The 12,623-nt window shown below is 39.1% G+C and carries 13 protein-coding genes; 3 read left to right on the plus strand and 10 right to left on the minus strand.

Annotated elements, in window-relative coordinates:
* Positions 1 to 489 precede the first annotated feature (489 nt).
* Complete coding sequence (locus BABA_RS28240; protein ID WP_007087961.1) at positions 490 to 783, plus strand: DUF5808 domain-containing protein; 294 nt, start codon at positions 490 to 492, stop codon at positions 781 to 783.
* Between the two features lie 235 nt (positions 784 to 1,018).
* On the opposite strand, the gene BABA_RS24490 is transcribed toward BABA_RS28240, so the two are convergent.
* The 3 genes from BABA_RS24490 to BABA_RS27450 all read right to left on the minus strand — a co-directional run bounded on the left by BABA_RS24490 (position 1,019) and on the right by BABA_RS27450 (position 2,945).
* Positions 1,019 to 1,390: an iron chaperone gene (locus BABA_RS24490; protein ID WP_007087962.1), complete on the minus strand. Its 372-nt coding sequence runs from the start codon at positions 1,388 to 1,390 to the stop codon at positions 1,019 to 1,021.
* Between the two features lie 462 nt (positions 1,391 to 1,852).
* Positions 1,853 to 2,281 (minus strand): hypothetical protein, encoded by a 429-nt coding sequence (locus tag BABA_RS24495; protein ID WP_007087963.1) that lies wholly within the window; start codon positions 2,279 to 2,281, stop codon positions 1,853 to 1,855.
* 397 nt (positions 2,282 to 2,678) lie between these two features.
* Complete coding sequence (locus BABA_RS27450) at positions 2,679 to 2,945, minus strand: hypothetical protein (protein ID WP_157273255.1); 267 nt, start codon at positions 2,943 to 2,945, stop codon at positions 2,679 to 2,681.
* 361 nt (positions 2,946 to 3,306) lie between these two features.
* Between BABA_RS27450 and BABA_RS24505 the strand changes: the two genes are divergently transcribed.
* Complete coding sequence (locus tag BABA_RS24505; RefSeq protein WP_007087966.1) at positions 3,307 to 3,984, plus strand: cell wall hydrolase; 678 nt, start codon at positions 3,307 to 3,309, stop codon at positions 3,982 to 3,984.
* 73 nt (positions 3,985 to 4,057) lie between these two features.
* Here BABA_RS24505 and BABA_RS28610 read toward each other — a convergent pair whose 3' ends face one another.
* Complete coding sequence (locus BABA_RS28610; protein WP_162829851.1) at positions 4,058 to 4,228, minus strand: YuzK family famiily protein; 171 nt, start codon at positions 4,226 to 4,228, stop codon at positions 4,058 to 4,060.
* A 378-nt stretch (positions 4,229 to 4,606) separates the two neighbouring features.
* Here BABA_RS28610 and BABA_RS24510 point away from each other — a divergent pair, with 378 nt between their 5' ends.
* Complete coding sequence (locus BABA_RS24510) at positions 4,607 to 5,551, plus strand: LysR family transcriptional regulator (protein WP_007087967.1); 945 nt, start codon at positions 4,607 to 4,609, stop codon at positions 5,549 to 5,551.
* An 83-nt stretch (positions 5,552 to 5,634) separates the two neighbouring features.
* On the opposite strand, the gene BABA_RS24515 is transcribed toward BABA_RS24510, so the two are convergent.
* The 6 genes from BABA_RS24515 to BABA_RS24540 form a co-directional block, all read right to left on the minus strand.
* The gene (locus tag BABA_RS24515) at positions 5,635 to 6,459 is read right to left on the minus strand and encodes an ABC transporter permease (protein WP_083865546.1); all 825 of its coding nucleotides are present in this window, start codon (positions 6,457 to 6,459) and stop codon (positions 5,635 to 5,637) included.
* Between the two features lie 83 nt (positions 6,460 to 6,542).
* Positions 6,543 to 7,547 (minus strand): ABC transporter permease, encoded by a 1,005-nt coding sequence (locus tag BABA_RS24520; protein ID WP_007087969.1) that lies wholly within the window; start codon positions 7,545 to 7,547, stop codon positions 6,543 to 6,545.
* Positions 7,548 to 7,571: 24 nt separating this feature from the next.
* A complete protein-coding gene (locus tag BABA_RS24525) occupies positions 7,572 to 8,540 on the minus strand; it encodes an ABC transporter ATP-binding protein (RefSeq protein ID WP_007087970.1) in 969 nt (322 codons plus the stop codon).
* The gene (locus tag BABA_RS24530; protein ID WP_007087971.1) at positions 8,521 to 9,513 is read right to left on the minus strand and encodes an ABC transporter ATP-binding protein; all 993 of its coding nucleotides are present in this window, start codon (positions 9,511 to 9,513) and stop codon (positions 8,521 to 8,523) included. The genes BABA_RS24525 and BABA_RS24530 overlap by 20 nt, the downstream gene beginning before the upstream one ends.
* A gap of 33 nt (positions 9,514 to 9,546) precedes the next feature.
* Positions 9,547 to 11,139, minus strand: a complete 1,593-nt coding sequence (locus tag BABA_RS24535; protein WP_007087972.1) for an ABC transporter substrate-binding protein — start codon at positions 11,137 to 11,139, stop codon at positions 9,547 to 9,549.
* 15 nt (positions 11,140 to 11,154) lie between these two features.
* Complete coding sequence (locus BABA_RS24540) at positions 11,155 to 12,606, minus strand: amidase (RefSeq protein WP_007087973.1); 1,452 nt, start codon at positions 12,604 to 12,606, stop codon at positions 11,155 to 11,157.
* Between the last annotated feature and the right edge of the window lie 17 nt (positions 12,607 to 12,623).

Consider the following 12,623-nt stretch of genomic DNA (forward strand, 5'->3'; position numbering starts at 1 on the left):
AAGTTGGCTATTAATTTTGAAAACAGTACAAGAGAATCCGTGCCTGCTCTCACCACTACGCTAACGCTTTAGCACGCTGGGGGTCAGGCACCAGATTAATTGCGATTATTCAGGTTGGAATCCAAACCGCAGTTCCTTTTTTAGTCAGGCGGACAATTATATTTGGTATCACCGTCCCAGAAAAACACCTAAAGAACGAAAGGCTTATATCTTATAAAAAGGGAGATGCACTACTGATTTCCCTTCTTTCATTTGTGTTTTTAGCGGGCTATCTCGGTTGAGCCCTATCAAATAACCCTTCTAAGAACAAATTGTGCTGGTTGGAATCATTATTTACAGTCTTTCCCTGTATTTTTTCTATCACGGTAAAACACTTCAATTAAAAAGTAAAAATTCAAGCTGGTTTATGTTTATCGTTAGTTTCTTGCTGACCGTTATGTTTAGGTTCTTTCAAAAACGATTCACCCTGATTTATTTGCGGGAATTACCATGGCAGCTGCACCAATTATTTTCCTTGTCATTGCCTTAGCAGGAACCATTGCCATTGCTGTAAAAGTCGGACGATCAGATAAACTCGGCATTGATAAAGCTGAAGAGGGAATAAGGGATTTCGACGAAGATGCCCATTGGAAAGGCGGCCTCATTTATTTCAATAGAAACGATCCGTCAATCTTTGTTGAAAAACAATTTGGCGTTGGGTGGACACTCAATTTTGGCAACCCTATCGGTTATCTTATTATCTTAGTACCGTTGGTGATCATCTTAGTGATTTCATTTATGTGATGTTTGGTCAATTCATCTGATATCATTTTTTGCTTTGGTAAATACTATAATAAGAGTAGTTAATGTTAATAATTGATCAGTATATAGAAGATTTTCATCATCCATTGAATGGTGCTGGGGAAGTATTTTGACAGGCGTTCGTAAACGGCTGCTATTGAGCTGTTGGCGCCTTAAATGAGTGGCAAAAACGCATGACATTTTTCGTGTCATGCGTTTTTTGATAAGGCGTGATGTATTATTTCCGCCAAAAATTCGTATATTCTGCTTTGTCCTGCATATTAAATTCAATCATATTCTCAAGCAATTCGTAATTTACCGGCTCTGTCCACGGAATTCGAAACAAGCCTTTGGTAGCACTGTAGCCGGCTTGTGCAATGTCATCGGCAAAGTGCGCAATGCCTACTTCTTCGGGGGAAACGCTCAAATGATGCTTCGCAGTGGAAAATCCGATGATAAATGTACCGTGATTAGAGAACATTGGCGTATTCCACTTGATTTGTGGTTCCAAATTTGGGTATTTATTAGCAATCCAGGCCAAAATTTCCTCTGTTCGATCGTGGTGGTCGGGGTTATCGATACCTGCTAAATACTTTGCAAAAACTTCCATTTTTTCCTCCTTCGATATTGTACTATTGCCGCTAAAAATTCGAAATACTGATGCACCTTCACTAGAGCACTGTTCAACAATTTCTTTTCCCATTCCAGAAGCTGCACCTGTTTTTATTATTTTTCTCCGTTTCAATCCTGAATAACCTCAAATACTTCTATGAAACTAATTGTAACATAATCAAAACCTCTTAACCTTTTTGAATAAACAAAAAAGTGCTAGGCACCAGTATATGGATGATGCCTGGCACTCTGATTATTGTAAGCACAGGTGAAAAGGTGTTAGAAAACGAGGAGGCATGGCTGCTTGATTGGGGAATTTAATTGAAGCTGTAGTGGATGTAATTCAATGAGGAATTCCTACTTATTTAATAAACCCGTTGATATTGTTACTATTAATATCCCCACTTCTTTTTCAATTAGTGCTATTCCAATTACTTACCTCTTCAGTGTTGCTTAGATGCTAGGAAAGCCCCATTGTTTTTTGAATCCTTACGATGGTTTTTTTATTGTTCCAAGTTTCATCTTTTAATATTTCGATGCTGTCTTCTTGGTTTTTTAACAGTTCTTTAATTTCGCTAAAGTCTTTTGCGTTTTGAAGTTTCATTTCACTAAATTCAGCCTTTTGAAATTCCTGTCCCACCCTCAAAGCGCTTAAAATTCTGCCATGCTCTTTTAAGGTTTCACTATGCCCAATTAAGATAACGCTGTGCTCTCTTAAGGTTTCGCTGTACCCATTTAAAATTTCGCTATGCTCTTTTAAGGTTTCGCCGTACCCATTTAAAATTTCGCTATGCTCTTTTAAGGTTTCGCTATGCTCTTTCAAAGTACCTTCTATACGATCTAGCTTATTATTCATTTGCTGTAGTAGGGTAAAAATCTGCTTCTCCATTAAAATCACCTCCGTTTCATTGCCTATATTATATCACTATATATCCGCTTCTGTACTATCTCATATAGAAAATTGTCGAAAGAGACAAAAGGGAAACCAGTGTTATTTCACATTGGTTTCCCTTTTGTCATGACTTTAGCCGAATTGTTGTTTTTTTGGTTCGCCGATATAACCGAAAATCCGCCGATAAACTGAGGAAATTGCGAAGTGTGTAAAATCAATCCTAATAAAAACGCATAAATGACAGGATTTTTTAGGAACTCCTTTATTGCTAGTAAACGGCTTCGATCAACCGAAACAGAATTGAAGTGAACCCTTTGCCTTAGAAACATAATATTCGCCTTTTTCAATTGCCCTTTCGTTATCCCAACCCTTCATTTTTTTCCAATCATCGATTTTAAAGGATGCGAATACCTTGTCCCATCTTTGTTTCCAATAACAACAAACTCTGCTCCAGTTTCTTTCCGAATCTTTTCGCTATGGGCTGTATAGTTTTAGATGGATCATCCGTTTGAAACGCATCGATTACATTTGGTGTGAAGGATACCGTTTTCGAAATTCCCAGTGCCAGCCTGCCCGTGTTTTCCTCTATTTGTTTACTCTCCATGTAGCTGAATAATACTGTTAGCAGCAGGATTAACAATAATCCTAGTGAAAGCAGCAACCCAAATATTTTTGTCTGTAGTGTTATGTATTTTGTTTTCAGGCAGCATCCCCCCTTGTTAAAACCTGCGTGAATTTATATAAAATTCATTATATCCTTTAATGACGTTTTTGGGGTATTCCATTTTGAGAAAAATAAAGGGCAGCGATCCGCCACCCATAAAAAATATCAATTCCCAGTAAAATATTCCTCTATTTCGTAAAAATGGTCAGAATATGTCATTAATATAGGAATAATGTCATAATCCCATTTTACCTGTAATGTTGTACATCAAACTAACAAAAAATGTAACAGTCTTGTTCTGTAACATGTAACTTGCACATGGTAAGGTAATATCATGCAAATTACAGGAGGTAGCAACATGAAAAACACACATATGAAAAAATTAGTTGTAGCTTGTGTAGCTACATTCGCATTTATCTGTTTGCAAAATAATACGGTCGAGGCTATTACTGAAAATCAAGCGGTAAAAGAAAATAACCTATTGGAACTTGGGCAACAATATGGTTTAACAACTGAAAAAATAAATTTAGAAAATAATCGTCATGACGATGGAATATATATAGAAGAATTGTCGCCAAATCCTGATAAACCGCAAATGGAAGGAATACAATCTTCAAATCCTGAAATGGAAAAGCCAGAAAAAGCACCGGAGGAACCAGCCGTTTCCATTTCAAATGAAGAGAAAGATTTATTTGCCCGATTAGTAGAAGCTGAAGCTAAAGGTGAATCCAATGACGGAAAAGTGGCAGTTGCGACTGTTGTATTAAATCGGGTCGATTCTCCTCACTTCCCAAATACAATTACAGATGTAATTAAGCAAGAAGTAGGTAACACCTATGCCTTTTCACCTGTGCAAAATGGTGAAATTAATAAGCCTGCATCCGATGAGTCGAAACAAGCAGTAGAAGAAGCGCTAACGAGAAATGATCGTTTAAATGATTCCATTTATTTTTATAACCCAGAAATTGCAACAGATGATTGGATTCGTACTCGCGAAGTAGTGAAAACAATTGGGGATCATGTATTTGCAAAATAAGGACAAGTAATTTAAAAGAATCGCTCCCTAAAAAAGGGAAACCAGTGTTCATTCACATTGGTTTCCCTTTTTTTCATGACTTTAAGCGATTATTGTAATGAACAAGTAGGTCTAGTTCGGCAACCATTCTGCGACACCTGATATAATCCCTCTCACGGTTTTTTTCGACTCTCATTCTAACTGAATGATGTCTCATATACTCTTCATACCCTACACCGTGAGCACTATGCATCGCTTTTTCCATTTCGCTCGTATAACTTAATTGTAAATGATTGATACCAAATCATTCCTTTCAGTTTTTTCCTTTGGCGAATTGTTCTATTGCGTAGATTTCATCTTATCATTGAATTCTAACTCATACAAAGTCGAAAAAACGGTGTATTTAGCTGTATTAAGGAATGTCATCCAAACTCGAAAAGATATCACTGATATGCTTACCTTTTTAGCCACATCCTTCCAAATACTGCATATCAGAAGCCTGACACTTTATATTAAGGAACATAAAAAAAATTACCGTAGATGTAATGGCTTTCTAAAAAGAGGATTTTCCTGTTAATTAGCTAATTATAGTAGTAAGTAATATTATTGAGTGAATAATAATTTGGAAGTGAGGTGGCATATTTTGCAAATTGAGCAATTGAAATACATCGTTTCGATTTCTGAGTACCAATCGTTTTCTAAAGCAGGACAGGCACTTCATATTTCACAGTCGGCTATTAGCCAGTCGGTAACAAAGCTGGAAAATGAATTAGGGATGATGATTTTTGATCGAACGCCTGCAGGTGTAAAACCTACTGAAGAAGGTAAACAAATCATAAAACTAGCCGCTGAGGCCTTGCACAAAATCGCTGAATTACATAATCACGCCAACCAGTATTCCCATTCAAATCAAAAGCATATTACGATTGGGATTGTCTCAGGCATCCACCTTCCCTTTCTCCCCAAAGTATTTACACAATTAAGAAAAGAATTTCCGCACTTACATATTAATTTTACTGAAAAGCGATCCGTGGAAATTATGGAGGATATTTTAAATAAGAAAATTGATATCGGAATATTAGCGATATATGAAGATACATTAAAATATCAAAATTTAATTACATATAGCAAATGGCAGAGGGCACATATGTTTGTTTTTGTGAATAAGAATTCTCCCCTATCATCTTATAGCGCACTTACTCCTAAAGATTTAAAGGGTCAAACATTCGTCATGTTTAACGGGGAATATATGATGTGGTTTTATTCAAAATTCGAGTCACATTTTGGTCCTTTTAACCTATTACTCACTTCTAAAAATAGTGAAATCATATCGGAATCTATACGAAGCGGATTGGCAATTGCCATAGAAATTGAAAATGAGGTGCTTACAAATCCATATATAAAAACGGGGGAAATCATTGCCATTCCTCTTAAAGAAGCACTTTCAGAAAACACCTTCCTTGGTTTAGGCAGACTAAAAAATCAGTCTCTTTCAATTGAAACAAAAAAAGCGATTCAGTATTTGGAAAAGGAACTTCAACACTTTTCTTTGCATCAAAAACATGTACAGAAAACTACTTCCCGATAAAAGCATAAGCTTTCCTTCAAACGATAAATATCTCAAAATAGGAGAAAGAGTCTTCTATTTTGAGATACTCATATCCCTTGTCTTTATTTCATCTTTGGATCTAAAGCGTCCCTTAAACCATCCCCGAACATATTAAATCCTATGACAACAAGCATGATAGCGAAACCGGGAAATAACAATGTCCAAGGAGCGATGGTAATGAATTGTCTGGAATCAGCAAGCATTTTCCCCCACTCGGCTTGACCCGGTTGGGCTCCCAATCCTAGAAATCCTAATGCTGCTGCTTCTAAAATGGCCGTGGCAATACCTAATGTTCCCTGCACAATAATAGGTGTGATGGAGTTGGGTAGAATATGTTGGAACAGAATCCTGCCATCTGACATGCCCGTGATTCTTGCAGCCATGATATATTCTTCTTCCTTCACACTTAATACGCGCGACCGGATCAACCTACCATATGTCGGAATATTAATAATAGCGATGGCAACTAGTGCATTAAAAAGACTTGGCCCTAAGATGGCGACAATGGCAATAGCCAGGAGAATGCTAGGAAAGGCAAGCATGATATCAAAGAAGCGCGATATGATGGCATCCAGCCATTTTCCATAAAATCCAGCTATTAAACCAAGAATGGAGCCGACAATGATAGATCCTATAACAGAGAAAAATCCAATCCATAAAGAAATTCTTGCACCAAAAACAATCCTAGTAAATATATCTCTTCCCTGATCATCCGTTCCGAACAAGTGTTGCGCATTTGGGGAAATCAAGGTTTCCTTTGGGTTAAATCCATCATAGGGCTGTGACGTAATAACAGGAGCTAAAATACCAACTATAATAAAAAATAGTACAATCCCCAAACCAATCATGGCCGATCGCTGCTTTTTTAATTTTTTCCACGAATCCATCCATATTGATTTTTTCACAGAATTGTTGATGATAGTCTTTTCTGGTACACGTTGAACGATTGTTTTCAAGATTCCTCCCCCCCTTATCGGTAATGAATCCGTGGATCCAAGAGCGAATATAGTAAATCAACGATTAAATTGACGAAAACAAAAATAGTAGCAATCAGTAATATACCTGTTTGAATCACGGGATAATCACGGGAACCAATGGCATCATAAATATAGCGTCCAACCCCGGGCCAGCCAAAAATGGTTTCGGTAAGGACAGCTCCCCCTAATAAAAGTCCTGTCAGCATTCCTATAATGGTTAAAATAGGAGCAAAGGCATTTTTCAATGTATGTTTATATAGTACCCAAAACCCAGAAAGTCCTTTAGCTCGAGCTGTTCGAACGTAATCAAGTTCCAAAACCTCAAGCATGCTCGAACGGGTAATTCTTGCGATGACTGCCATTGGGATGGTTCCAAGCGCAATGCTTGGTAATAGTAAATGTTTGGAAACATCCAAAAACCCTGTCCAATTTCCCTGTATCAACGTGTCTATTAGAAGCAGACCTGTAATCGCGTCAACCGGTTCTCTTGCATTCATTCGTCCTGTTGAAGGAAGCCAGCTTAGCTTCTCGGCAAAAATCCACTGTTCCATTAAACCAAACCAGAAAACCGGAATCGATACTCCAACTAATGCAATTAACATAGCAGTATAATCGAACCAAGATGCCCTTCGCCAAGCAGCAATGATTCCGGCATTCACACCAACAATAATGGCAATAACCATACTCATAATCATTAATTCAATCGTCGCCGTCATGTAAGGCATAATTTCCTCCTGAATCGGCTTTTTCGTTTTTAATGATGTTCCAAAATCTCCTGTCAAAATACCAGCAACATAGGAGAAATACTGCGAAGTAAGCGGTTTGTTCAGCCCCATTTCCTCATTTAGATCCTTCACAGCCTCTGGAGTTGCTTGGTCACCTAGGATAACAGTGGCTGGGTCACCGGGGATGGCATGGATGATTGAAAATACAATAATGGACATTCCAATCAAGACTGGTATTAATTGAAGTATACGTCGCGAAATATAAGAAGACATATTTTCTTACACCTCCTCCACTTGTTATTTATAAAGATGGCACGCAACATAATGACCGTCTTCTTTATGATGTAATTGGGGAGTAACGGTTTCACATTCAGCGATTCTTGCAAAACATCTCGCTTGAAATGGACATCCTTTATGGAGATGAGTAGGATCTGGCAGATCTCCTTTTAAAACAATTCTAACTTGTTTTTTGTCAGGATTTATACTTGGAGCGGCCGAAAGCAATGCTTTTGTATAAGGATGCAGTGGGTTTTCATAAATACTTTTTTTGCTTCCCTGTTCCACCATCTTCCCTAAATACATCACACCAATTCTGTCGCTTATATGTTTCACGACACTTAAATCATGGGAAATAAATAAGTATGTCAAGCCGAATTCCCTTTGCAATTGACGCATTAAATTCAACACTTGTGCTTGAATGGAAACATCTAGCGCAGAAACGGCCTCATCCGCGATGATTAATTTGGGATTCAACGAAAGTGCACGTGCAATCCCAATCCTCTGCCGCTGTCCCCCCGAAAATTCATGGGGGTACCTATTAGCGTGGTAAGCATTTAACCCAACAACCTCCAAAAGCTCGTGAACTCTTTTTTTTCGTTCTACAGCTGTTAAATCACTATTGACAAGGAGTGGTTCTTCAATCAAATCCCCTACTGTTTTCCTTGGATTAAGTGATGCATAGGGATCCTGGAAAATAAGTTGAATATCCCTATAAACCCTTCTCATTTCTTTTCGGGTAATTTTGGAAATGTCTTTCCCTTTAAAAAATATCTCACCGCTAGTAGGATTGATTAAACGCAAAATGGTTTTCCCGGTTGTTGATTTCCCACAGCCCGATTCCCCTACCAAACCAAATGTTTCATTTTCATTGATGGAGAAGTCAACACCATCGATGGCTTTTACATAGCTTGTATCTTTTCCAAAAAAACCGCTTTTTTGCGGAAAGTGTACTTTTAAATTTTTCACTTCAAGTAGCGGTAATGACATGATTTACCTCCTTAGCAAAAAAACAGCGTGATTTTTGACCCGATCCAATATCATACAACTCAGGTTCTTCCTTTGAACATTCTTCTGTTGCAAATTTACATCTGGAAGCAAATTTGCAGCCGGAAGGCATTTCATGTGGAAGAGGAACGCTTCCTGGTATCGTTTCCAGCCACTCCATCTCATCATCCAGTGTAGGAATGGATTCAATTAGCCCCTTTGTATAAGGATGAGAAGGAGACGTAAAAATCGTTTTTACATCCGCTTCTTCTACTACTTGACCCGCATACATAACAATCACACGATCACAAACCTCTGACACAACCCCGAGGTCATGAGTTATCATCATAATTGATGTATTGCTATCTTTTTTCATTTGCTGGATTAATTCTAAAATCTGCGCCTGGATCGTTACGTCAAGTGCTGTGGTTGGTTCATCCGCAATAATCAGTTTCGGATTACAGGCAAGCGCCATCGCGATTACGACCCGCTGCCGCATTCCCCCAGACAATCGATGTGGATATTCCTTCACGATTTTCTCAGCACGTGAAATTCCCACCTGTTTAAGCAGTTCTATACTTCTTTTTTCAGCTTCCTTCCTAGATAATTTTAGGTGTAATCTAAGGACTTCGCCTATTTGATTGCCAATGGTGTAGCTCGGATTTAAGCTTGTCATCGGTTCTTGAAAAATCATTGCAATATCATTACCACGAATCCTACGCATCTTTTTGTCATTTAGCTTTGTCAGATCCACATTTTTAAATAAAACGTTGCCATCTACTATTTTTCCTTTTCTTGGTGGCAATAACTGCAAAATGGATAAGGCGGTAACACTCTTTCCTGAACCCGATTCACCTACGATACCAAGCGTTTCACCCTCGTTGACGGTGAAACTGACACCGTCAACGGAGCGAACTACGCCATGATCTGTGTAGAAATATGTTTTTAGATTTTGAACAGAAAGCAGCGGCTCCATTTTATCCCTCCCATCACACTGATTCACTATTTCTTACTTCTCTAAATAGACCTCAGCAAGGCTTTCATATCCAATTGCATGTGGAATATAACCTTTAACATAGTTCCCTCCAGCCATGGGTGTTTCCACGTAAGCTAATGGAATCGTAGGCGCATCTTCAAAAACCAGCTCTTGGGCTTCTATATACAATTTTGTCCGTTCCTCTTTGTCGATTGTGGTTTGTGCTTTTCGGAGCAACTCATCCACTTTTTCATTTTTATACATCGAACGATTTTGGACAGATTCAGAACTTAACATCGTAAATAAAAAGTTATCGGGATCACCATTTTCACTAATACGGCCAATTCCAGCAAAAGGAAACTCTCCTTTCGTAAGTTTTGAAAGATAAGTGGCCCATTCAAAGGATACGATTTTTACATTGATTCCGACTTTTGCTAAATCTGATTTTAAGGCTTCTGCAACCTTTGTAGGTTGTGGAAAATAGGACCTTTCTGTTGACATAATCCAAAATTCCGTATCAAATCCATCTGGAAATCCTGCTTCCTCAAGTAGTTGCTTTGCTTTTTCTGGATTATAGTCATACCCCTTTACATCGTCATTGTATCCCCAAATAAAAGGCGGAAGCATATTTTTTGCTTGTTTAGCCACTGGCCCATAAAAGGTATCAATAATCCCCTGTTTGTTAATTGCATGGTTTATCGCCTGGCGAACTTTGACATTATCAAAAGGCGGTTTTGCCAGGTTAAAGGTCAAATATCCAAGGCTTCCGGCAGGGCGTTTAAAGAGCTGCAAATTACTATCCTTCTCAATAGACGGCAGATCGGTCTGATTTAACCCATCCATTACATCGATTTCTCCGTTCTTTAGAGCAGTCAATCTGGATGAATTGTCTGGAATGACTTTAAACATAACTTTATCAAGTTTAGGGAGTCCGTTAACCCAATACTTCTCATTTTTCACAAGGGTGACAGAATCATTTTGCTTCCACTCTTCATATTTGAATGGCCCAGTCCCGACAGGATGATCTTTAATTTGATCTCCATACTCTTTTAACGCAGTTGGACTAATGATGCCAAACGTGGTGATTCCCAAATTAGGCAAAAACGTCGCACTTGCTGCGGTCAAAGAAAATTGAACTGTTTGAGGATCAATCGCTTTCACTTCTTGAATGACCCCTTTAAAGGTACGGTTAAAAATGGAAAAATCCCCTTGATGCTGTGGATGGCTCTCTTCCATCATCCTGTTAAAATTGTAAACCACTGCGTCAGCATTAAAATCTGTTCCATCATGAAATTTAACATTATCCTGAAGCTTAAATGTCCAAACCTTGCCGTTTTCACTAATGGTCCATTCTTTCGCTAACTTAGGAACAACCCCTGTCCCTTCTTTTTCATAATCTATCAATGTTTCAAATACATTTTTTGAAATTCTAGAAGACTCGGCATCTATTAAATTATGTGGATCCAATGTGACTGTATCTGTTGCTCGGCCATAAATTAAGGTTCCTCCACTGGTATCCCCTTTTTTCTTAGACTCTTTCGTACTTGTAGTGTTATTACTGCATCCTGCTATTAAAAGAATCGTTATGATTGTAAAAATCTTCAGCCACCTGACTGTTTGATTCATATACGTATTCCCCCATTATTTATTTTGCAGCATAACACTAAGATTCGGTCTTTTATCTTGCCAGGATTGTGCTTCTTCAAGTTGGGAAGCTAATTGAAAAAGGGTAGACTCATCGCCAAAGCGGGCAGCCAATTGCATTCCGATTGGAAGTCCTTCACTGCTCCAGCCAAGCGGCAGACTGATAGCCGGCTGTCCGGTAGTGTTAAATAGATTGGTGAACGGTGAGTAAGCCATCATTCTTTCCGTCCATTCCTCCGCATCTAGACACGGATCATTAGCGTCAAGCTTTCCAATTGGCCAAGGCAATTGTGCAATGGCTGGTGTCAGCAGCACATCGTACTCGGAAAAAAATTCTCCTACTATCCTGGAAACTGTATTATTAATCTCAAAGGCTTCCAATAAATCTGCGGCGGTAATAGTTTGCCCATACTGATAGATAGCCCAATTCGAGGCTTCCAGGTTATTTGCTGAAGGAATCCGGTTCAACCCTTCTTTGATCTTATTAACACTATGGCTAAGATTCGCTGACCAAATACGAAGGGTTGCAAGGAGCTGCTTTTCGGCGTTTATCACTGGTGAAGCCTCAATAAGGTCGTGTCCCAAATCATTACAAAGTTCAACGGTTTTATAAAGGGCTTGTTTACACTCTTGATCGACCGGCGCATTGTTCCATGGTTTATCCGTCCAGGCAATTCGCAGTCTTTTAGGCTTATTTTGTAACTCGCTTACATAAGAGCGGTTCGGTTTTTCAAGCCAATTTCTTGCCCCAATATCAACTCCTCCAATAGAATCCAGAAGTGCAGCTGCATCCCTAACAGATCGGGTAACCGCAAATTCATTCCCTAACCCGCATAAAATCTCACTTCGATGTGGTCCATTAGGTATACGGCCGCGTGTCGGCTTTAAGCCTACAAGGCCATTCACAGCTGCCGGCTGGCGGATGGAACCGGCACCATCATTTGCATGGGCGATCGGGACAAGTCCAGCAGCCACCGCGGCAGAGGCTCCGCCACTGGATCCCCCAGCACTTAGACTAGGGTTCCATGGATTTCTTGTCGGGCCATACACTAACGATTCTGTTGAAAAATTAAAAGCAAATTCCGGAGTCGTTGACGTTCCTATCGTAACGAGACCCGCCCGACGAAACCGTGCCATCAGATTAGTATCCTGTGAAGTGGTCATTCCTGCGCCAAATCGGCTTCCTAACTGAACCGAAATTCCCTTTGCTTGAGCACTCGACTCTTTGATTAGAAATGGAACTCCTGTAAATGGACCGTTAGGAAGACCCGCATCTATTTCATCATCGGCCTGTTTTGAGAGAATACTTACGACAGCATTAATGGTTGGATTGATTTTTTCTATTCCCTTCAATGCCGCTTGTTTTAACTCTTTTGGCATCACTTTCTTTTGTTTGACCAATAAGGCAAGGCCGGTCGCATCATACTTTGAATATTCATAAAAATTCACACTTTCTCACCTCTAAA

Source organism: Neobacillus bataviensis LMG 21833 (assembly GCF_000307875.1).
GTDB classification, from domain to species: Bacteria; Bacillota; Bacilli; order Bacillales; family Cytobacillaceae; genus Neobacillus; species Neobacillus bataviensis.

Excerpts from the sequence above, each read along its gene's own strand:
- BABA_RS28240 (WP_007087961.1), top strand. The coding sequence starts at position 490 with ATGGCAGCTGCACCAATTATTTTCCTTGTCATTGCCTTAGCAGGAACC.
- BABA_RS24490 (WP_007087962.1), bottom strand. The coding sequence starts at position 1,390 with ATGGAAGTTTTTGCAAAGTATTTAGCAGGTATCGATAACCCCGACCAC.
- BABA_RS24495 (WP_007087963.1), bottom strand. The coding sequence starts at position 2,281 with ATGGAGAAGCAGATTTTTACCCTACTACAGCAAATGAATAATAAGCTA.
- BABA_RS24505 (WP_007087966.1), top strand. The coding sequence starts at position 3,307 with ATGAAAAACACACATATGAAAAAATTAGTTGTAGCTTGTGTAGCTACA.
- BABA_RS28610 (WP_162829851.1), bottom strand. The coding sequence starts at position 4,228 with ATGGAAAAAGCGATGCATAGTGCTCACGGTGTAGGGTATGAAGAGTAT.
- BABA_RS24515 (WP_083865546.1), bottom strand. The coding sequence starts at position 6,459 with ATGGATTCGTGGAAAAAATTAAAAAAGCAGCGATCGGCCATGATTGGT.
- BABA_RS24520 (WP_007087969.1), bottom strand. The coding sequence starts at position 7,547 with ATGTCTTCTTATATTTCGCGACGTATACTTCAATTAATACCAGTCTTG.
- BABA_RS24525 (WP_007087970.1), bottom strand. The coding sequence starts at position 8,540 with ATGTCATTACCGCTACTTGAAGTGAAAAATTTAAAAGTACACTTTCCG.
- BABA_RS24530 (WP_007087971.1), bottom strand. The coding sequence starts at position 9,513 with ATGGAGCCGCTGCTTTCTGTTCAAAATCTAAAAACATATTTCTACACA.
- BABA_RS24535 (WP_007087972.1), bottom strand. The coding sequence starts at position 11,139 with ATGAATCAAACAGTCAGGTGGCTGAAGATTTTTACAATCATAACGATT.